Raw genomic sequence first — 21,749 nt, forward strand, 5'->3', positions numbered from 1 at the left:
ATTATCTAGTCGAAAACATACACGAAACGCGGTAAGAATGTTCTATACTCAATGGGTGCTCGAACCGCATTTAAATTGCTTTATTTTTTAATAGATTAGTGGCACTTTATGTGCCACTTTTTGTTTTCAGGGAAGTTGCTAATGAAAAAACTCCTCCTCATTCTTGCCATACCTGTATTGGTAATAGTGTTAGGTGTCGCTGCGCTGGTGATGTTTGTGAATCCTAACCAGTTCAAACCTATGCTCGCAGAGCAAGTCAAAAACCAAACCGGTCTTGATCTTGAAATTAGCGGCGATATTAGCTGGCAATTCTTCCCATCGGTGGGTCTCGAGCTTGGGCAAACAAGCTTGAAAAACCCGCAAGGCTTCCAAAACCCTAATTTGTTCAGCGTTAGCCAAGTAGGTGTGAGCGTCGCGGTTATGCCGCTGCTTGATAAAACGCTTGAGATTGGCTCTATTACTCTAGATGGTGCACAGGTTCATATAGAAACACTTAAAGATGGTCGCTCTAACCTAGATTCACTCACGGCAGCGCCGCAAACGGAAGCGGCAGCAGAGCCGACAACCACATCCGATGCGCCAGCTGATTCGACGGCTTCAGCCACAGACGGATGGCAGATATCTCTATCGGGCGTGACAGTTTCAAATGCGCTGCTTGAGATGTCTAACGCACAAACGGGTACGTTCACTAAGCTCTATGATGTGGGCTTAAATGTTTCTGAGTTCGCCATTGATCAGTGGACCACTGCGAATTTTGAAATGAAAGGTCAAAACAATGATCAGCAGTTTACTGCCAAAGGTACGGCTGATTTTAAACTGGCTCAAGGCTTTGCAGAGTATGCATTGAAGAACATTGAGTTTGATGCGACCTACCAAGATGCGGCGAATCAAATTCAGCAAGCACAGCTTAAGTTGGCAACCTTTGAGTTTGATAAGCCAAACGCCATTGATTTCTCAATGAAAGGCAATGCAGCCGAGCTAATCTTTGATGCTAAAGGCGGCACAACGTTCACAGTTGATAAAGCGATAAGCCTGGTTACGTTGAGCGGCTTGTCTTTGGACTCGACGCTTGAAGGCGCAGCGCTGCCGCAGTCTCCGATGAAAGTCACTATGGCGTCGGATCTAAGCTTTGATATGAACAAGAGCTTTCTTGATTTTGTTCTAAATAAACTCACGGTGAACAAGATTGAGCTAGACGGTAAAGCGACCGTTCAGTTAGCCGATATCCCTAAAGTACGTTTCTCTCTTCACAGCCCGAATATCGACCTGGATGAGTTTTTAGGTTTGAATCAGCCTGCAGATAAAACCGCTTCAACGGGTGGTGAGCAAACGGGTGGCGCATCGAAACCATCGGCGAGCGAGGTGGAACCAGACCTAAGCGCGCTCAAAGGTCTGGATGTGAAAGGCAAGATCACCATCGACAAATTCAAAGCAGCGAACGCCCACATGCAAAAAGTAACCGCTGACTTTTCTGTCAATCGCGGTGTGGCTGAGCTGTCATCATTTAGCTCAGAGCTCTACAGCGGCACTATTACCGCAAGTGGTAAGCTAGATGCGCGCCAGTCTCCAGCGATTTACAGCGCGGTTAAGCGTATTAAAGGCGTTAAGGTTCAACCTTTGCTTAAAGATGTCGCTGACAACGATAAACTAGAAGGCACGGGTAACATTGATGTCAACGTTAAAGGTAAGGGTCTGGCTCCAACTGCAATGAAGAAAAATCTATCCGGTACGGTGAAGATTAATTTTGCCGATGGTGCGGTAAATGGCATTAACGTTGCGCAGATGATTCGTGAGAATTATGCGCGCTTTAAAGGTCAGTCTTTAGACGGTCAACAGGGTCCACAAAAAACGGACTTCAGTGCAATGAAGGCGACGCTAAATCTAGCAAACGGCGTCGTATCGACCAAAGACATGACGGCAGAATCACCACTGCTTCGTATTCAAGGTGAGGGCTCAGCAAACTACGTTAACGAAACAGCAGACTTCTTAGTACGTACTTCAGTTGTTGGCACGCTAGAAGGGCAGGGTGGTCAATCTATTGACGAGCTTCGTGACGTGACGATCCCTATCAAGATAACGGGTCCATGGGCTCAGCCTCAGTTCGCGCTAGTGTTTGATGATGTATTAAAAGAGAAAGCGAAGAAAGAAGTTGAACGCGCCACAGAGCGACTAGGCATTAAAGATGAGAAAACCAAAAAGGCGGTAGACGGCCTGCTAAAAGGTTTGTTTAACTGATGTAAGTAACCCTGTTGCAATTAGAACGATAAAGCCAGCCCGTAGAGGCTGGCTTTTTTACATTCCGAGTGTCTCGACTCACTACCAATCCAAATTGCCAGGCAAACTACCAATGCAAATCGAGATCTTGCTCTTCTTCTTTGATAGCGCCCCAAGATTCAATGAGTACAGATGCAGCTGCCATATCTATATTCTTTGAATCGACAGCACCACACGGCTTGCGAAGGGTTAACGAGTAGCTAGAGTCACCGCTTGTTTCGCGAATGGATTCCCAGCAAGTCTTGGACTCTTGTAAGCTTTGAATTGGGCCCCATCCTAGGACGAACTCATGCTCATTCGTACGCATCCACAGTGCTAGAGTACAACTTTCCATAAAACTCTCCGTGTTAAAGCTATGTTGCATTTATGTTTAATTTAAACGAAATGCAACCTAATGTCATGTAGAGAGTTGAGTGAAATGTACCCTGTATGGGTGACTTCTCGATATTTTGGTATCAAAAGCGTCCCCCATAAGCGGTAAGATTGGAACTTACCAGTCGACGCCTTTTAGCGCTTTTACACCAGACTCGAAAGCATGTTTGATATTTTTAACTTCTGATACTGTATCTGCCATATCAATAAGCGTGCGATGTGCTGCGCGCCCAGTGATGATCACGGACTGCATGTTAGGGCGATTATTAAGTGCTTCGACAACCTCATCCAGTTCGATATAGCCATAGCTCACCATGTAGGTCAGCTCATCAAAAAGCACCACGTCGATAGATTCATCTTGCAGCATACGTTTACACTCTTGCCAAACGCCTTGTGCGGCTTTGGTGTCGGCGGCTTTATTTTGTGTCTCCCAAGTAAAGCCGGTTGCCATCACCTGAAATTCTACGCCTAGCTTTTCGAGCAGGTTACGTTCGCCGTTATCCCATGTGCCTTTGATAAATTGTGCCACAGCGCATTTCTTGCCGTGACCGACCGCGCGTGCCACTGTGCCAAAGCCTGAGGTCGACTTTCCTTTACCATTGCCAGTAATGACCAGTAGCAGCCCTTTTTCTACCTGCGCATTAGCGATTTTTTTATCAACATTCTCTTTCACTTTTTGCTGACGCTCTTTGTGGCGTTGCTGTTTAGCGTCTTCTGACAGTGACATGGGCTTTCCCTTTTTTATTCGAAGTGTGTGCCCACCATCATAAAGCAATCATGGCAGAAAAAAACGGGATAATTCCTAAGGAAATACCCCGTTTGATTAACGTATTAGCGCTTATTGTTATGCGCCTAATCGAGCCCGTACCACTTGTTCACAGCGATCGACGTCTTTGACATGCTTGGGTACCACCAAGATCGTATCATTGCCACCTATCGTGGCTAAGATGTCAGCATGCGGGTCAATATCTATCAAACGAGCGATGAGTTGCGCGCTACCTGGATGAGTCTTAATGACGACCAGTGATTGGTTATTAGTAATGAGTTCAATCTGAGAAGAGATGGATGAATCGACGCGAACAGAGGTGCTCTCTGCGGTTAGGCAGTAGGCTTTTTTCCCACACGCGTTTTGCATCTTCACCACGCCTAGATGAGCCAAAAGCCTCGAGACAGTGGATTGACTGATCCCGGTATAGCCGAGGTCGACCAAGGCTTGCCTCAGTTTATTTTGGGTGGTGAAGCTTTGCTGTTGCAGAAGCTTTTTGCAGACTTCGGTAAGCTTGTGGTCATCGACAGAAACGCTATCTAAATCAGGAGTGTCGTACATGTTTCACCTATTAAATAGTAAAACTCATCCTTGAGATGGTTATATATATTGTGAATCAGTAGAAATAACACTTCATACACTACCAAATTAGGCTTGGGTAAAATATATGCCCTTATCTCATTTTGAGGTTAGGTTATTGTTTGAACACTCAAAAGCGAGAGAATCCCCTCGCTTTTATTGGTGTTTACCGCTTCACGCTTGTTTATTGACCGAGCGTTGCCACCATGACGGCTTTAATGGTGTGCATGCGATTTTCTGCTTCATCAAAGACGATTGAGTAAGGAGACTCCACCACTTCATCCGTTACTTCGCATCCTTGTGAGAGCTCTGGATAGTCAGCTGCGAGTGCTTTACCGACCGTAGTATCTTCACCATGGAATGCAGGCAAACAGTGCATAAACTTCACATTAGGGTTACCTGTCGCTTTAATCACATCCATGTTAACTTGATACGGTAGCATCAGTTTGATGCGCTCCGCCCAGGCTTCTTTGGCTTCGCCCATCGAAACCCAGACATCGGTATACAAGAAGTCACAGCCTTGAACACCTTCCTGAACGTCTTCGGTAAATACGATTTTTGCGCCAGTTTCAACAGCTATGGCTTGGCATTGTTCTATGAGTGATGCTTCTGGCCAAAACGCTTTTGGTGCCACAAGACGGACCTCCATACCCATTTTCGCCGCACCAACCATAAGTGAGTTACCCATGTTGTTACGAGCATCACCTAAGTAAGCGAAAGTGATTTCGCTCAGCGGTTTATTTGGGGAGTGCTCCATCATTGTCATGAAGTCAGCAAGAATCTGAGTTGGGTGGAACTCATCGGTTAAACCATTCCATACCGGCACGCCAGCGTATTGACCTAGCTCTTCGACAATAGCTTGTCCAAAACCGCGGTACTCAATGCCATCGTACATTCTACCTAGAACACGAGCCGTATCTTTCATCGACTCTTTATGACCAATTTGAGAGCCGGTTGGACCGAGATAAGAAACTTGAGCGCCTTGATCGAATGCCGCGACTTCGAAGGCACAGCGGGTACGAGTCGATGTTTTCTCGAAGATCAGAGCGATGTTTTTGCCTTTAAGTCTTGGCTGTTCGTAGCCGTTGTACTTAGCCTTTTTCAGCTCAATAGACAGTTCTAACAAATGACCGATTTCGCGAGGTGTGAAATCAAGAAGTTTTAGGAAGTTACGATTACGAAGATTGAAAGCCATAATAGTGTCCTTTTTCAGTCTTGGCGCTGGCTCATACTGCTTGAATTAAGCCAGCGCTTCATATCATTGTGATTGAGGGAATTTAGCGTTTAGTAATAACGGTGCCGGCGTTGCCTTCAAGAATGCGAAGACCATCTTCTAACGCGCCAATACCGACCATTTGCCCACCTTGTTGAATAAACTCACAAGAAGCATCGATTTTGGGTCCCATTGATCCAGCATCAAACTGGTAGCGGGAGAGTTCTGCTGGCGTTGTGGTATGCAATGGACGCTGGGTTGGTTGCCCCCAGTCGAGATAGACCGCATCTGCATCGGTAAGAATCAGTAGGCGATCAGCATTCAACTGTTTGGCTAAGAATGCAGCCGACATATCTTTATCGATGACCGCTTCGACACCAACCAACTTACCGTCTCTGCGTGTAACCGGAATGCCGCCGCCTCCGGTACAGATCACGAGATGACCTTGCTCTATCAAAGAGGTGATCGCCTCATGTTCAATAATGCCGGTAGGCTGCGGACTTGGGACCACACGGCGGAAGTGTTGACCGTCCGGTTTTATGGTCCAGTGATATTTCTCTGCCAGGTCGCAGGCTTCCTGCTTCTCGTAGATTGGGCCGATCGGTTTTGTTGGATCTTTAAACGCAGGATCGTTTGGATCGACCGTCATTTGAGTCAGCATGCAAGTGACATTTCTATCTGGCATTTGGTTTTTAAACTCTTGCATCAGCATGTAACCGATCATGCCTTGTGTTTCACTGCCCAGCACATCGAGGGGATAAGGGTTAACCTTTTTGTATTCCAGTCCTTGAAGCGCTAACAAGCCAACTTGAGGGCCGTTACCGTGCACCAGTACAACGTTGTATTGTTCAGCAATCTTGGAGATGGTGTTGACCGCAACTTCAATATTATGTCTTTGTACTTCAGCTTCGAGTGGCTCACCTCTTTTTAGTAAGGCGTTACCACCAAGAGCGACGACAATGGTTTGTTTTTTCATAACTTTTTCATCCATTAAGTCTTAAGGAATGGTTAGATACCATCGCGTTCAATAGGGCAGCTCATGCATCGCGCACCGCCGCGACCACGACCGAGTTCATCACCAGGAATAGGGAGCACGGTGATACCAGCCTTGTCATACTTCTCATTGGTGTAGGTATTGCGTTCATAGCCAATAACGACGCCTGGTTTAACGGTCAGTACGTTGTTAGCGTCATTCCACTGTTCACGTTCTGCTTCAAAGTTGTCACCGCCTGTGGTGATAAGATTGAGCTTGTCGACGTGCAGCGCTTTCTCAATGGTGGAAATGTAAGAGGTTTGCTGTGTGGCTTTCACTCGACCGGATTCATCACCTGTAAGGCTCCAGCACTTCACATCGTCAGGAATCACATTTGGATAGACCGAGAAGGTGTCTTCACGCATGTGTGTCATGACAGTATCTAAGTGCATGCAAGAACGATCTTTTGGCAGTTCTAGTGCGATGACCTGTTTAGCTTGACCATGTTTGAACAAGCTAGAGGCAAGATGTTCAACGCCTTGTGGGGTTGTGCGCTCGGACATGCCGATGAGCACCGCACCTTTGCCAATGACTAGGACGTCACCACCCTCAATTGTCGAGTGGTCATAAGCGAGAGGCTCATCACCAAAGTACTTGATGAAGTCTTGACCGGCGAAACTTGGATGCCAGCGATAGATAGCGCGTAGATGGTTAGTTTCTCTTTGACGCGCCACCTTAGCCATGGGGTTAATAGAGACGCCACCGTAAACCCAGCAAGAGGTATCGCGGGTAAATAGGTGGTTTGGTAATGGGTCAATGATGAAATCATTTTTCTTATACAGAGACTGCAGCATAGAAGATGACTCTAAAGGCATCTCTCCAAAAGAGAGCCCACCAGTTAGAATCTTCGCCAGTTCTAGATTTGGAAGGTCAGCGAGGTAACATCTGACATCATTCGCAAAGGTTGGGCCATAACGGAAGTCCGATACCTGAGTATTAAGGAGCCAATCTTTTGCTTCTGCGATTGCTAGCGTTTCTGCAAGAAGGTTGGTGAGTAGGAGTACTTCGACACCTTGCGACTCAAGTGTTTTAGCAAACACATCGTGCTCTTCACCCGCTTTTTCGACAGCAAGCACATCATCGAAAAGAAGCTGGTGGCAGTTAGATGGGGTAAGGTGTGTGAGAGCACGGCGTGGACGGTGAATTAACACACGGCGTAACTGACCAACTTCAGAACCAACATAGAGTTTATTCATAATCAAATCTCTCTAGTATTAATAAAAACTCAAAGAGTTTTATGTAGGGTATTTATTATTAGCTTCGTTGTGGTGGTTATAATATGCATTAACTTATTCAGGATATGTTGGATCTTGATCACACACTTACTGTGCTACTGATTGGGTTAAAATAGGCGGCTGTTAACAATATCTATTCTTTAAAGGTCTCGAATAAAGTTGGGTATTTGACCATTTAGGCGGGAATAATATGCATGAATTATCCGAAAAATAACGATTAAATATAGCGTGAAGGAAATTTGATTCGCATTAGTTTAAATAATGAATTTCATTAGGTCGGCAGAATATGCATAACAGGCTACTAGATACCGTTTTTGGTAGCATTTTAGAGGTGATTGTTAACAGGATTTCTATCAAAATTCGGATCTTGATCACTTTTCAAGTCAGCTTTGAAAGGGTTAAGAGTGTTGATATTGAGGGAGCTGAAGCTGTCGAAGGAGAGAAAAAAGAGATGATAGGGCAGTGGGAAATGGCTGTAACGAGCACTAAATAAACAGAAAGCCCGCTATTGATAGCGGGCTTGTATCATTCGGTGCAGTTTGACTGAATCTTCAAAGCAGAGTTGTCAGAGAAACTAGCCGATCATGTACTTAGCCGATCAATGTGCCTAGGCTAAGCATAATGACACAGAACAGGGTTAGGATACCCATAAGCGGTGCGACCCATTTCAACCACCGAGCATAAGGCACGCGAGCGATGGCAAGTCCACCCATCACCACGGCCGAGGTCGGTGTTACCAGGTTCACCAGCCCCGAGGCAGATTGATAAGCGGTGATCACGAGATCCCTTCCAACGCCTGCAAAATCACCGAGAGGTGCCATGATCGGCATGGTCAATACGGCCAAACCTGATGTTGATGGAACTAAGAATGAAAGCAGTATTTCTAAGAAAAACATCACATTAACGAAGACAATTGACGACAGCCCCGTCACTATGTGCTCGGCAGAATTGAGGATGGTGTCGGTGATCATTCCCCTGTCCATCACGACCACAATGCCGCGCGCGATACCAATGATGAGCGCCACACCTAACAAGTCCCTTGCGCCTTCAATAAAGCTTTCTATAAACGACTCTTCACTCATTCGAGCAACGAAACCAACCAGAATAGACGCAGCCAAGAACATCGCTGAGATTTCTGCCATCCACCATCCAGCGACAGATACGCCATAGATCATGACTGCGAATGAACCACCAAAAATGGTCAGGATGACTTTTCGAGTAGTTGTGAAATCAAGTTTCTCTTCGCCTTTATTGCCTAAGAAGTGCGCTTTGTTTTCCTCATACTTGTCATAGACAATGGATTTGGTCGGGTCTGCTTTGACCATCTTGGCGTAACGCATCACATAGGCAACGCAAATCACCCAACCGACCACGAGCATGGCAAGACGCAGCATAATGCCATCCGTAAAAGGAATGCCCGAAGCGTTGGCGGCGATAACGGTGGCAAATGGGTTAATGGTTGAGCCAAGCACGCCGATACCCGCCCCCAATAGAATAGTGGCTGCTGCGACGAGTGGGTCAAATCGCGCTGCCATCATGACCGGTACAAGTAAGGTATAGAAAGGCAGTGACTCTTCGGCCATGCCGTAAACCGTCCCTCCAGCTGCAAACAGAGCCATTAGGATAGGGATCATCAATTCCTCTCGCCCCTCAAGACGATGAGTAACCCGCTCGATACCTGCGTCTATTGCCCCCGTTTTGGTTACCAAACCAAGAAAGCCACCGATGACAAGTACGAACAGAGATACATCGATTGCGCCTGCCTCATAGCTGCTGTGATCGTAGAAACCGTCGATGGGTGCCATCAACACATCTATCGGGGTTTGAGGGTTACTTTCAACACTAGAATAGGTGCCAGCAACAGGGACTTCTCTTCCAAGGTCATCATTCATTACTCGCTCATATTGACCAGCGGGAATGATCCAAGTCATCAATGCCACGATAGCAATGAGTGCAAACAAAATGGTGTAGGCAGAAGGGAACTTAAAATTGGTAAAAAAGCCGCCGGACTTTTTTGGTTCATGGACGACGTGGGCGGTCATAGCATTCTCCTTAGCAGGAAGTACTTTCTTCCCGCTTAGCTGTACGTTTAACGTTCAATTACCACATTGAAGCCATAAGGATTACTAATCTTTAGTGTGTCAGAAATGTACTATTAATCGCGATGAATAACTTGAGTCTGGCTCACATTTATTCTTGAGGAAAATAATAGCCAGCATTGGTAATGAAATATAAATGGACAAACAGTGGAAGAATAGTGAAAAACTATTTTTAAATGGCTGGGTTTGTTTCGTAGGTCGGATAATTATGCAGTATTTAAGATAATACTATTATTTTGATCTAAGTCACTTGAGAATTAATGCGTTAAATAATTAAAGGCTGCCAATGGAACCTTATAGTGGCAGCCTTATATATTTTTTATTGCGTCGATTTATCATGCTGAGCTTCAATCTCAGCCGCTTTGCTTGCCGCCGGTCTTGCATAAAGTGCCGATAAGTACCTTTTGAGCGCTGGGTACTCGTCGAGCAGAGCCAACTCGGCGGAGATCTCAATGATCCAAGAGAGAAGAATATCCGCGGCACTGAATTGATCACCGAGTAGCCAAGTATTGTCGCTGAGATGATCGTTTAGATAGCCAAGGATTAATGCCAGTTCCTGCTTGCTGTAACCATCAAGAAAGCGCGTTTCACTGCCATCAATCTTTAGGAAGTAGTGGAGTAGCAAAGGTAGCGCGGCGGAGCTTTCAGCAAAGTGCAGCCATTGCAAGTAGAGCGGGTAGTTCTCAGAGTCTTTTGCCGGCATCAGACTGTCTGCACCAAAGCGCTCAGATAAATACTCGGTAATGGCTCCAGACTCTGCCAATACCTGACCATTTTCTTCAATAACGGGTGACTTACCCAACGGATGAATCGCTTTAAGCTCGGCTGGTGCCAGATTGGTTTCCGGTACACGCTGATAAGCTTTGATTTGGTATGGAACCTGAAGCTCTTCAAGTAGCCAGATGATGCGTTTAGAACGAGATTTATTGAGGTGATGTAGGGTAATCATTATCCGCCAACCTTTACGTTAAGTGTTTAATGTCTCTGTCTAGTTACGTAGCACAGTATCAGTCTATTATTTTAATTGCAATAAATATAATTGCGCACAACTTATATGTAAAGTATGCGTATCTCCTAGTAAGTGATTATGGCTGGTGGCTGAAGTATTGTTGGTATCGATGGGTACCTAATTAGACCTTAGACTAGACTTGTTATAACGTAATGATGAAAACGTGTATCAACAAACCGTTGATTCGATTAGGCTCATTTCAAACTGAGGTAACCCAAATGGATCGAACCACCTACGCCGCAGACAGCAAGTATTACTCTAATCATCGCTTTGAAGGGGATACAGAAAAGTGCATGTCTGAGATGCGTCAACTGATTCAATCATATCGCGAACAGTTCGCTGATTTACCCGTTGAAGAGGCTTTAGAAGGTAAACTAGAGGGGCAGATCAGGGTGACGAAAGCGGATATGGAAGAGAAAGCGCCTCCATTTAATACTGACCAACACCTCGTCGCGATACGTGAACCTATGGCCGCTCGAACTGAGGCGGATAAGGTCGCGGCAAAAAAACACATTTTGCTCTATGTTGACCGATGCGTCAGGCAATATGCAGGTCAGCCCAACTCTGTGATCAATTGCGCCTTTGCGTCCATAGTCGAGACCATGTATCACCTAGAAATTTTAGAGTTTGACGAAGCGGAAGCGCTGTTGGTCAAGACAACACGAGAGGTGTTGGCACCAGAAAGCGACTCGGATAACGATTCAGATTAGACGAGCTTCCAAACTTTTTCTGAAAGGGCTACCGAATCGGTAGCCCTTTTTAGCTTAAACCGCCAAGTAAGAGAAAGATCCAAGCGATTGCTATTGAAAATCGGAATACCCACTTGCTTCCCTTGGCCTCAGAGTCGTTGTTCATTGTTTATAAAACCCTCGTCTCTCTTTTAGAGCGTGATGCTTACATTTTGCCGACGTTCGACGTGTTATTCGAACTAGGTTCTCATCAGTTTTCGAATGAATGATGAAAGAGTAGTTTTCCTAAACGACAAAAGCCTTCCAAGAGGAAGGCTTTTCTAGCTTTCAATCGTTATCGGTTGATATCGATAACATCGATAGGGAGTTTTAGCGTGACAGGTTCAAGTGGTTGCTGCTCAGCGAGCTTACCGCCTCGAGCTTCAACGCGCTCCCATGCAGCCGTCTCCCAACCTTGGATCTTATCGGTTAGTGCTGGTGCGTACGGCTTGATACCTGTGTCGAAGACTTCAATAAACACATCGTTATTATGAATCTCCGTATAGCAGGTATGCTGGTCACCGTAAGGACAGTTCGAGATAACCACATACATATCTTGCTCGGCATACCATTCGATGGCGGTTCCGTCCTCTACAGGCGGCGTCGGACACATGCGTGCACGAGTGATATTTTGCTCATCGAGCATAAACTGGTTGCCTTGGAAGATGTTCCAGTCGTTGCGGTCTGCAAAGAACTGAGTTACCTCTTTACGGATCTTTTCGTCTTCAATGTTCGCGATAGCAGGAATTCGACTAAACGCATGCAAGAAGTTCTCGTGACATGAGTTCGTCACCTTGTCCAAGCCGTGTGCTAGACCAATATATTCAGGTGAGCAGTGAGCTGCGAGCCAAATATGCGTAAAGCCCTCTGGCAATTGTTCATATGGAAACTCATCTTCAACCAGCGTCGCCATTTTTCTAAAGTGGCGCGATTGAGACCAGATACCGGAATATAAGCGTTGGTTAAAGCCTTCGATTGCCGTTGAGTTTAGGTGGTCTGAATACTGCTCCAGATCAGTTGTCACCATCAACACATCCATAATTTGCGTTCGACCGTTGTTGCCGTCTGCACTTGGACGCTGCTCAATACGAATAACCTGGCCTGCTTTTACTAAGAACGAGTTACCAGTCTCGCGCTTTAGTACATCAGAATACACATGCTTGCGAGTGCCGTTGCGTTTGGTGTCGCGAACACGTTGATAGAAGTCTAGGTCTGCTGACAGTGAGTCCGAGTAGGTTTTTACTGGGTCAACGTTAGCGTCGTAAGAAGAATCGAAGTTTTGAGCAAGTTGCTCACCACATGGCTTACATAGTTCAGTCATAGTTTTTATCCTATGCTAAGGAATCCATTTCGATTATGGCCGTGGGTTCCATGCACGACTTCTGATAAACACCTGAGGGCTGTGTCCCCCTTGGTTGATTGACATAGTAAACGTGAGCCAAAAAATAGACAAAATAGGAACCGCTCGAGGGAGCGAATAGATGAGCCTTGTAATTGTTTGAGGAGGTGCTACCCGCCAAACCACTCAAAGCGTAAAGCTATATAGGCTTTTCTTCGATTTGTTGATTACGGGCGATGTAAAGCCGATAGATGGTAATTAGGTTAGTGATGATAAACGTGGTTTCAACGAGAGAGCCCCCAATTGAGCCAAGCCAGATGTTATGAGTTGCCCAACAGAGCGAGTTAAATAGAATAAGGCAACGAAGGGTAATGCCTTTTTTGGAAAACAGAGCCCAAGTCCCGACCGATGAACCGATGACTGTCAGAAGCTCGAACATGCTGGTCACATTCGGGACGGTCATCCCCCACATCACGGCGATAAAACACCACATCACGCCTCGAGACTGCGTTTTTATCGATATAAAGCTTCGTATCGCGTTCAACGTCACACCGATAGCCGCAACCGTGGCGCCCATTAAGACGAAATGAATCGCCATAATGAAGCAGAATGTGGTCATGTGATAACGAAAGCGAATGTCGTCTTTTTGCCAGAATGCCATCACACCGAAGATAAATGCGATGCCTCCAATGGCTTGTGCAATGAGATTGTCCAACGAACGCCCCTATAAAATGAACCTACAAAAACGAAATAATGAGCTGAGTAGCACGCCACCCAGCTCATTTTTATAGCGAAGAGGGAGAGTTAGTCCCTAAGCTCAAAGTAACGTTTTGCGTTACCAAAGCAGATGTCTTCAACCATAGGCCCCAGCAATGACAAGTCATTAGGCACCTCACCATTCTCTGCCCAGCGTCCAACCATGTCACACAGTATGCGTCTAAAATATTCATGGCGAGTGTAAGAAAGGAAGCTGCGAGAGTCGGTCAGCATACCAACGAACTGGCTGAGTAGACCAAGTTGCGACAACTGCTCCATTTGGCGCTGCATGCCATCTTTTTGGTCGTTGAACCACCAACCCGAACCAAACTGTATCTTGCCCGCGATGCCTCCGCCTTGATAGTTACCAATCATGGTGGCCATCATCTCGTTATCACGTGGGTTCAAGCAGTACAAAATAGTGCGTGGCAGCTCATTAGTTTTATCCATATCATCAAGCAGATGTGCCAGCTCAAATGCGAATGGACGATCGCCAATCGAATCGAAGCCTGCATCAGCGCCTAACAACTGGAACATACGAGTATTGTTGTTGCGCTGAGCGCCAATATGTAGCTGCATCACCCAGCCTAATTGCGCATAACGCTTCCCTAGCCATACTTGAACAGCCGTAGAGAACTGAGCACACTCATGCTCAGTCAGACTTTTGCCGTTTAAGCGTTTGGTGAGCAAGGTGTCTAAATCTGAATCTGTCGGGATAGGCGCATAGCGTACTATCTCGATGCCATGATCGGCGGCGCGACAGCCATGCGCGTCGAAGTGCGCTAGACGCTTATCAAGCGCAGCGGTCAAATCACTAAAGCGATGGATGTTGATGTCGGCTGCTTGCCCTAGTGCTTGCATATAGTCTGCAAAGCCATCGAGCTCAATCTTAAACGCTTTATCTGGACGCCAGCTAGGTAAGACTTGGGTCGTGAAGGAAGCGTCATCAGCGATAGCCTTGTGATGTTCTAGGGTATCGATTGGGTCATCAGTCGTACCCGCCATGACCACATTCATCTGCTGCATAATGCCCCGAGCGCTAAACTCCGACGTTGCGAGCATCTCGTTACATTGATGCCAAATTTGCTCAGCCGTTTTTGGGCTGAGTAGAGTACCAGTGATACCGAATGGGCGGCGTAGCTCGAGGTGCGTCCAATGATACAGTGGATTACCAAGTGTTTGCGGAACGGTTTTTGCCCACGCTAAGAACTTTTCATGATCGCTCGCACCGCCAGTAATCAAGTGCTCTTCGATGCCAGCAGAGCGCATACCACGCCATTTGTAGTGATCGCCTTCTAGCCAAATCTGGGTTAGGTTGTCGAACTGGCGATTTGTCGCCACTTCCGCAGGGTTTAGGTGGCAATGATAATCGTAGATCGGCTGTGAGCTCGCGTGTTCATGATATAAGTGGCGAGCAGTCTCGTTTGACAGCAAAAAGTCTTCACATAAAAAGTGCTTCATTGTTGTTTCCCCTTATAAAGCCGCAACTGTATGTTTTGCACCATGCTCAATCAGTGATTGATAGGCCGTACTTACCGCATCGATAACAATAGGATTCTGTCCAAGCTCACTAGGAAAAATCGCCTCAAGGCTGAGCAGTGCTGGGACCACTGAAACGTTCAATCCATGCTGATCACAAATTTGTTTTAGGGTTTCAGACATAGGGTCGCGAACATCAATCGCATTACCTTGCTCATCTTGCGCGGCGACGTAACGCATCCATCCTGCAATACCGGTCGCCAACCACTTAAAGTCAGAACCATTTTCGAGATGATACTTAAGGCTGCCTCCCATGCGTTGTGGGATTTTTTGGCTTCCGTCCATCGCGATTTGCCAGGTCTTGTGCTTGAGGCTTGGGTTGGTAAATCGGTCAATAAGCAGCTTGGCATAAGCTTCTAGGTTTGTACCCTCGGGCATAGTCAATGAAGGCGCTTGTGCCTTCATCATCATGTCAAACGCCGCCTTACGATAGCCGGGATCCTTCATAGTGTCAGAGATGTGTGCATAACCCCCGAGATAGCCAAGGTAGGCTAGGAAAGAGTGGCTGCCGTTAAGCATGCGAAGCTTCATCTCTTCATAAGGCACCACATCGGCAACAAACTCGGCGCCAGCGACATCCCAATTAGGGCGGCCAGCAACGAAATTATCTTCGATTACCCATTGGCGGAAAGGCTCACAGGCAATGCCACAAGGGTCTTACACACCAAGAAGCTCGGTAATTTCGGTCAAGGTTTCAGGCGTTGCGGCTGGGACAATTCGGTCGACCATAGTGCAAGGGAAAGTCACATTAGCTTCAATCCATGAACCAAGTTCAGAATCGAGCAGTCGCGCAAATTCAAGAACTGCCGCTTTTGCAACGTGGCCGTTTTCTTGTACGTTGTCGCAAGACATGACAGTGAATGGAGGAAGGCCGCGTTCTCGGCGGACTTTCAATGCCTGCACGATATAACCAAGAGCCGTTTTTGGTGCGGTCGGGTTTTCTAGATCTGCGATGACAAGAGGGTTGTGTTTATCTAGCAGACCCGTTGCAGGGTCTGCGCAGTAACCTTTTTCTGTGATAGTCATAGAAACGATGGCGACTTGCGGCTCAGCCATTTTTTCGATGACGGCTTGGATACCGTCTAAATTTGGATGCAGAGATTCGGTGACGGCACCAATCACCTTGATTTCGGTGGAAGTTGCGCCTTTTTCAGCCACTGAGTATAGGTGGTCTTGCTCGCGAAGAGATTCAATAAGGTCCTCACCACCAAATAGGTTGACCTCACAAATACCCCAATCGCTGTCCGATTTTTTTGCTACCTCATCCGTAAACAGACCTTGGTGGGCACGGTGAAACGCCCCAAATCCAAGGTGGACTATGCGGCTTTTAAGTTGGTTTCTTGGGTACAGAGGAGTGTTTACACCGTCATTCAGTTTTGTGTTGGCAATTGATTTCATTATTGTTTCCTTGTACCCGCTGGCATGCCAGCGGGTGATTAATTGCTTATGTCGATTAGTAGCCTAGAACCAAGTTCGGAAGGAATAGGCTTAATTGAGGAATGAAGGTCACTGCCAACAGCGCGAAAATCAGTGCGGCGTAGAAAGGCAGTAGTGGTTTAATTACTTTATCGATGGAGATATTCGCCACCGAGCAACCGATAAAGAGTGCACTACCTACTGGAGGAGTACAGATACCGATGGCAAGGTTGAATGTCATCATGATTCCGAAGTGCACGGGGTCGATACCAAGGTCAAGGGCGATCGGTAAGAAGATAGGTGTAAAGATAAGAACAGCTGGCGTCATATCCATAAAAATGCCGACGATCAGCAGAATGACGTTGATGATGAGCAAGATCATCAGCGGGTTCTCTGAAATAGCCAGAAGGGCGTCTGAGATCATGTATGGGATATCAGCATTCGCCATGGCCCACGACATACCCATCGAAGCGCCAACCAGCAGTAGCACGATCGATGTTGTTACTGCAGACTCCAGTACAATCTTAGGCAGGTCACGCCATCTCACTTCACGGTAGATAAGCACCGCAAGAATAAAGGTGTACATGACTGCTATTGCCGATGCTTCCGTTGCGGTAAAGATGCCGCCAATGATACCGCCCATAATAATGACGATAAGCATAAGTGACGGCGCTGCCTTCAAAAAGGTATCCCACACCATTGCTAGGCTAGGGCGCTCAGCAACCGGATAGCCGCGGCGCTTAGCAATGAATCCTGCCACCATCATTAGGCTCAAACCCATGATAAGCCCTGGAATGTACCCAGCAAGAAACAGTGCAGCAATAGAAGTACCGCCAGAGACCAGTGAAAACACGATCAGCGTATTACTTGGTGGAATCAGCAAACCTGTCGGGCAAGAGGTAATGTTAACGGCAGCGGAAAAGTTCTCGTCATAGCCATCTTTCTTTTGCAGTGGTGACATGGTGCCACCCACAGCGGCCGCTGAGGCCACAGCCGAACCTGAGATAGAGCCGAACATCATGTTTGCCATAACGTTAACGTGGGCGAGTGAACCAGGCAGGCGCCCACCAAGTACTTTGGCAAAGTTGATCAATCGAACGGCAATACCACCTTGGTTCATGATGTTACCCGCCAAGATAAAGAACGGAATTGCCAGCAGAGCAAAGTTATCAAGGCCAGCAGCCATGCGCTGAGCAACAACCGCAATAGCGGGTTCAAGAGGTAAACTCATTAGAATAGTTGCTAGTGACGACAAGCCAATAGCAAAAGAAACCGGAACGCCAATTGCGAGTAAAAACGTAAACGTACCGAAAAGGGTCAAAATTACTTGCCACTCCATATTGGAATACCTCTATTTAATCCAGTTGAGAGCCAGCATAAGGGGCGCTGCCACTTGCTAACTGTTTGATTCGTTCAATAGCAAAAACGATCGAGTAGAAGATCATCAAAGCCCCGCTGATCGGCAGACAGAAATAGATGTAACCCATTTCTAATCCTAAAGCGGGTGTCACCTGACCCATAGCCAGTGTTTTTAACGCGAGCTTAGTGCCGCCGTAAACAAGAACAACAAAGGCGAAGAGCGCGATCGCGAGTTGAATGACAATTTCGTTAATGGCTTTTCTAGTACCCGTTAACTTCATAGTGAGAAGATCGATAGCGAGATGACGCTTTTGACCTGTGGTATAGGCAGCGCCAATAAGAGCAACCCACATAAACAGATAGCGGGCGAGTTCGTCTGTGACTGTGCTGGGTTTGCCGATCACATAGCGTGATATCACTTGCCAAATCACGCAAAAAACAAGAAAGGTCGAGAGGGACACGGTAAAGCCCGCTAAGCCTCTATTTATGTAGGTGACCAATTTATTCATTCTATTTTCCTTCAGCGTAAATGTGCGCCTATAAGCATATTTTGGGCGACCAATTGGGGTTGGAGGTTCTAGGTTGCATAATAAACACACTGATTTTCGCTTTGGATTATAGCGGTACACCAAAAATGTTCATGTGACCCCTCTCACATTCAAATTGGTTGACCAATTATTTGGGTTTATTGTGATATTGGTCAATCAATTGATCATTTAGGTTTGACGGTATCGATGGGTAGCGCCAATATTGCATTCGAAACAGCCAATACCCTACATATTGGATAACCAATCCACGGAGAAGAAAGATGACAATGAAAAGAACGCTCGTAAGTGCAATGGTTGGTACTGCTTTAACGTTTGGTGCTGCGGCGTCGGCATACGCTACGACGACATTAAAGCTAAGCCACAACCACCCTCGTGATCATGCGGTACACAAAGCAATGGACTTCTTAGCGAAGGAAGTTCGTCAAGCGACAGATGGTGAAGTACGCATTCGTATTTACCCAGATGCTCAACTTGGTACTCAGCGAGAGTCAATGGAGCTAATGCAAAACGGCGCTCTAGATATGGTGAAGAGTAACGCGGCAGAGCTTGAAGCTTTCTCTCCAGCGTATTCGGCATTCAATCTACCTTATCTTTTCCGTGATAAAGACCACTACTACAGCGTAACTGGTGGTGAAGTTGGTAGAGAAATCCTTGATTCGTCTTCAGACAGTGGCTTCATTGGCGTTACTTACTATGATGCGGGTGCACGCAGTTTCTACACCAGTAAACCAATCGAAACACCTGAAGATTTGAAAGGAATGAAAATCCGAGTTCAGCCAAGCCCATCGGCAATCGCGATGGTTAAAGCACTAGGTGGTAACCCAACCCCTCTTGCATACGGCGAACTTTATACTGCGCTTCAGCAGGGTGTTGTTGATGCCGCAGAAAACAACATTCCTTCATTTAGCTTGAGTCGCCACAGTGAGGTGTCTAAGTACTTCAGTCTAGACGAGCACACTATGGTTCCTGATGTACTGGTCATTTCTACCAATACCTATGACAAGTTGACAGAAGAGCAGAAGCAAGCATTGATGAAAGCAGCGGAAGATTCTTCTGAATATATGAAAGAGCTGTGGGCTGCATCAGAAGCGAAAGAGCGTGAAAAAGCAGAGAAAATGGGTGTGACGTTTGTTAAACCAAACAAAGCGGCATTTGTTAGTGCGGTACAACCTATGTATGCGGATATCGAACAAACAAAACCTGAGCTTAATCAGCTAGTTGAACGTATTAAAGCGGTTCAATAAATCGATTTAATCATCGATAAAACTAAACAAAAAGGTGTTATCACAGAGTGTGATGAAAAGGTTGACCAATTGATCGTAACCTATATTATATTGAGATAAGTATATTAGATGCAATACAGTGACAATATCATCATGATGCCCTTCGAACCGAAAAGACCTTATCAGGAAATCGGTCTGAAACTAAGACAAGAGCTAATAGACGGTCGTTATAATATCGGTGATCGTCTACCACCAGAGCGTGATATCGCGGAGCGCCTTGACGTCAGCCGAACGGTGGTTCGTGAAGCGCTGATTATGCTCGAACTTGAAAACTTAGTGGAAGTGAAAAAGGGCTCGGGTGTGTATGTATTGAACATACCATCTAATGCTAATTCCCGCTCAAATATTGTTGGAGATGACGCTGGGCCATTTGAAATGCTGCAAGCTCGCCAGTTACTAGAAAGTAACATTGCTGAGTTCGCGGCGATGCAAGTGACTCCGAGCGACATCTCCCAAATGAGAGCAGCATTGGAGCTTGAGCGTCAAGAGCTTGCCAGTGGTACTAAGGACTGTAGCGGAGACGAAACTTTCCATCTATGTATCGCCCAAGCAACCCAAAACTCTGTCTTAGTGGATATGTTAAGACAGTCTTGGGAGCGACGTGAAAGCAGCCCAATGTGGAAGAAGCTCCATTCTCATATCAATGGTCAAGATTACCGCGAAGAGTGGTTGCAAGATCATGCAAAGATTCTTGCCGCCCTTCAACGTAAAGATCCAATTGCCGCCAAAAACGCAATGTGGCAACACCTTGAAAACGTCAAACAGCGTCTACTTGAGCTGTCTGATATCGATGATCCTAACTTTGATGGTTACTTGTTCAGCTCCAACCCTGTGGTGTTGCTGGGCAACGATTAAACCTCACAACTGGCTCGACATGTCGTCGTAGTCGTTCGTTACAGCTGCTGTCGCAGCTGTCTTTGAAGTCGTTTTTTGCACTTAGCTTGTTTTTACGGGCGGGTTAAGTGCGCTTAAAAGAAGGTGAAGTGTCATGGAACAAACTTGGCGTTGGTATGGCCCAAACGATCCGGTATCTCTAGATGATATTCGTCAGGCAGGTGCTACGGGAATCGTAAATGCATTGCATCACATCCCAAATGGTGAGGTGTGGTCAAAAGAAGAGATACTGGAGCGCAAAGCGATTATTGAGAGCAAAGGGCTCACTTGGTCGGTTGTTGAAAGTGTCCCGGTTCACGAGGAAATCAAAACACAAACGGGTGATTTCCAACAGTGGATCGATAACTACAAGCAAACGCTGCGTAATCTAGCAGAGTGTGGCGTTGATACCGTTTGCTACAACTTTATGCCAGTGCTTGATTGGACTCGAACTGACCTTGAGTTTGAGATGCCAGATGGCTCTCGAGCATTGCGTTTTGACCAGATCGCGTTTGCAGCATTTGAGCTACACATCCTAAAACGACCAGGTGCTAATGCTGATTATACCGAAGCGGAGCAGCAGCAAGCGGCGGACTATTTCCAGAACATGACTGAGGAACAAGTTCAGCGCTTGACCAGCAACATTATTGCAGGTTTACCGGGTGCGGAAGAGGGCTACACATTAGAAGAGTTCCAAGCGCAACTGGATCGCTATGCAGATATTACTAAAGACAAACTGCGCGAACATATGGCGCACTTCCTGTCAGAACTTATGCCAGTATGCGAAGCGCATGGATTGAAACTGGCGGTGCACCCAGACGATCCACCGCGTCCAATTCTTGGTTTACCAAGAATCGTCTCGACCATCGAAGATATTGATTGGTTGACGGAAAACGTGCCAAGCAAAATGAATGGACTCACCATGTGCACGGGCTCTTATGGGGTACGTGGTGATAATGACTTAGTCAAAATGATTAAAAAGCACGGCGACCGAATCTACTTTACCCATTTGCGCTCAACCAAGCGTGAAGAGAGTAATCCAATGACATTCCATGAGGCGGCACACTTAGATGGTGACGTAGACATGTACAATGTCGTCATGGCTATCTTGGACGAAGAGCATCGCCGCTCGGAAAAAGGTGATAACCGCCTGATCCCAATGCGACCAGACCATGGTCATCAGATGCTCGATGATCTCAACAAGAAAACGAACCCAGGTTACTCCGCGATTGGACGATTGAAAGGACTTGCCGAAGTTCGAGGTCTTGAAATGGCGCTCAAGCGCGCTTTCTATACCAAGTAGGTTAACTTGTTTTCAAGAGCCAGCA

Annotated in this window: 19 protein-coding genes and 1 pseudogene; 6 read left to right on the plus strand and 14 right to left on the minus strand. The window is 46.5% G+C overall.

Annotated features, from left to right (window positions below; translation table 11 throughout):
* The first annotated feature begins 141 nt into the window (after nt 1–141).
* Complete coding sequence (locus AC6I8Y_RS04685; protein WP_498020874.1) at nt 142–2,235, plus strand: AsmA family protein; 2,094 nt, start codon at nt 142–144, stop codon at nt 2,233–2,235.
* A gap of 106 nt (nt 2,236–2,341) precedes the next feature.
* Here the strand turns inward: AC6I8Y_RS04685 and AC6I8Y_RS04690 are convergent, their stop codons facing one another.
* From AC6I8Y_RS04690 to arcA, 6 genes are all read right to left on the minus strand, one after another.
* Nucleotides 2,342–2,608: a hypothetical protein gene (locus tag AC6I8Y_RS04690; protein ID WP_394152541.1), complete on the minus strand. Its 267-nt coding sequence runs from the start codon at nt 2,606–2,608 to the stop codon at nt 2,342–2,344.
* 156 nt (nt 2,609–2,764) lie between these two features.
* Nucleotides 2,765–3,373, minus strand: coding sequence for a cob(I)yrinic acid a,c-diamide adenosyltransferase (cobO, locus tag AC6I8Y_RS04695; protein WP_394152542.1), 609 nt, complete (start codon nt 3,371–3,373; stop codon nt 2,765–2,767).
* Nucleotides 3,374–3,490: 117 nt separating this feature from the next.
* Complete coding sequence (locus AC6I8Y_RS04700; RefSeq protein ID WP_394152544.1) at nt 3,491–3,973, minus strand: arginine repressor; 483 nt, start codon at nt 3,971–3,973, stop codon at nt 3,491–3,493.
* A 202-nt stretch (nt 3,974–4,175) separates the two neighbouring features.
* Nucleotides 4,176–5,186, minus strand: a complete 1,011-nt coding sequence (locus AC6I8Y_RS04705; RefSeq protein WP_498020875.1) for an ornithine carbamoyltransferase — start codon at nt 5,184–5,186, stop codon at nt 4,176–4,178.
* Nucleotides 5,187–5,268: 82 nt separating this feature from the next.
* On the minus strand, nt 5,269–6,180 hold the full coding sequence (gene arcC, locus AC6I8Y_RS04710) for a carbamate kinase (RefSeq protein WP_234494249.1): 912 nt from the start codon (nt 6,178–6,180) through the stop codon (nt 5,269–5,271).
* A 32-nt stretch (nt 6,181–6,212) separates the two neighbouring features.
* Entirely contained in the window at nt 6,213–7,433 is a 1,221-nt protein-coding gene (arcA, locus tag AC6I8Y_RS04715; protein ID WP_042474078.1) for an arginine deiminase, read from the minus strand.
* A 325-nt stretch (nt 7,434–7,758) separates the two neighbouring features.
* On the opposite strand from arcA, the gene AC6I8Y_RS04720 reads away from it, so the two are divergent.
* Nucleotides 7,759–7,965 (plus strand): hypothetical protein, encoded by a 207-nt coding sequence (locus AC6I8Y_RS04720; RefSeq protein ID WP_498020876.1) that lies wholly within the window; start codon nt 7,759–7,761, stop codon nt 7,963–7,965.
* Between the two features lie 97 nt (nt 7,966–8,062).
* On the opposite strand, the gene AC6I8Y_RS04725 is transcribed toward AC6I8Y_RS04720, so the two are convergent.
* Both AC6I8Y_RS04725 and AC6I8Y_RS04730 read right to left on the minus strand, forming a co-directional pair.
* Nucleotides 8,063–9,514, minus strand: coding sequence for a YfcC family protein (locus tag AC6I8Y_RS04725; protein WP_498020877.1), 1,452 nt, complete (start codon nt 9,512–9,514; stop codon nt 8,063–8,065).
* Nucleotides 9,515–9,890: 376 nt separating this feature from the next.
* The gene (locus AC6I8Y_RS04730; RefSeq protein WP_498020878.1) at nt 9,891–10,520 is read right to left on the minus strand and encodes a glutathione S-transferase family protein; all 630 of its coding nucleotides are present in this window, start codon (nt 10,518–10,520) and stop codon (nt 9,891–9,893) included.
* Between the two features lie 278 nt (nt 10,521–10,798).
* Here AC6I8Y_RS04730 and AC6I8Y_RS04735 point away from each other — a divergent pair, with 278 nt between their 5' ends.
* A complete protein-coding gene (locus AC6I8Y_RS04735) occupies nt 10,799–11,290 on the plus strand; it encodes a hypothetical protein (protein WP_394152548.1) in 492 nt (163 codons plus the stop codon).
* Nucleotides 11,291–11,603: 313 nt separating this feature from the next.
* On the opposite strand, the gene AC6I8Y_RS04740 is transcribed toward AC6I8Y_RS04735, so the two are convergent.
* The 6 genes and pseudogenes from AC6I8Y_RS04740 to AC6I8Y_RS04765 all read right to left on the minus strand — a co-directional run bounded on the left by AC6I8Y_RS04740 (nt 11,604) and on the right by AC6I8Y_RS04765 (nt 18,226).
* Complete coding sequence (locus AC6I8Y_RS04740; RefSeq protein ID WP_234494245.1) at nt 11,604–12,629, minus strand: DUF1989 domain-containing protein; 1,026 nt, start codon at nt 12,627–12,629, stop codon at nt 11,604–11,606.
* Between the two features lie 217 nt (nt 12,630–12,846).
* On the minus strand, nt 12,847–13,362 hold the full coding sequence (locus AC6I8Y_RS04745; protein ID WP_042474091.1) for a YgjV family protein: 516 nt from the start codon (nt 13,360–13,362) through the stop codon (nt 12,847–12,849).
* Nucleotides 13,363–13,451: 89 nt separating this feature from the next.
* A complete protein-coding gene (uxaC, locus tag AC6I8Y_RS04750) occupies nt 13,452–14,864 on the minus strand; it encodes a glucuronate isomerase (protein WP_498020879.1) in 1,413 nt (470 codons plus the stop codon).
* A 12-nt stretch (nt 14,865–14,876) separates the two neighbouring features.
* A pseudogene (locus AC6I8Y_RS04755) lies at nt 14,877–16,340 on the minus strand (mannitol dehydrogenase family protein).
* Between the two features lie 55 nt (nt 16,341–16,395).
* Nucleotides 16,396–17,697, minus strand: a complete 1,302-nt coding sequence (locus tag AC6I8Y_RS04760) for a TRAP transporter large permease (RefSeq protein ID WP_498020880.1) — start codon at nt 17,695–17,697, stop codon at nt 16,396–16,398.
* 16 nt (nt 17,698–17,713) lie between these two features.
* Nucleotides 17,714–18,226, minus strand: coding sequence for a TRAP transporter small permease (locus tag AC6I8Y_RS04765; RefSeq protein WP_498020881.1), 513 nt, complete (start codon nt 18,224–18,226; stop codon nt 17,714–17,716).
* A 305-nt stretch (nt 18,227–18,531) separates the two neighbouring features.
* Between AC6I8Y_RS04765 and AC6I8Y_RS04770 the strand changes: the two genes are divergently transcribed.
* The 3 genes from AC6I8Y_RS04770 (at nt 18,532) to uxuA (ending at nt 21,724) form a co-directional block, all read left to right on the plus strand.
* Nucleotides 18,532–19,509 carry a TRAP transporter substrate-binding protein gene (locus AC6I8Y_RS04770; RefSeq protein ID WP_498020882.1) on the plus strand — a complete coding sequence of 326 codons (978 nt, stop codon included), beginning with the start codon at nt 18,532–18,534 and terminating at the stop codon, nt 19,507–19,509.
* A 108-nt stretch (nt 19,510–19,617) separates the two neighbouring features.
* Nucleotides 19,618–20,403: an FCD domain-containing protein gene (locus AC6I8Y_RS04775; protein ID WP_498020883.1), complete on the plus strand. Its 786-nt coding sequence runs from the start codon at nt 19,618–19,620 to the stop codon at nt 20,401–20,403.
* Nucleotides 20,404–20,536: 133 nt separating this feature from the next.
* Entirely contained in the window at nt 20,537–21,724 is a 1,188-nt protein-coding gene (gene uxuA / locus AC6I8Y_RS04780) for a mannonate dehydratase (protein WP_498020885.1), read from the plus strand.
* Nucleotides 21,725–21,749: the final 25 nt, after the last annotated feature.

This window comes from Vibrio sp. KUL78, assembly GCF_059725505.1.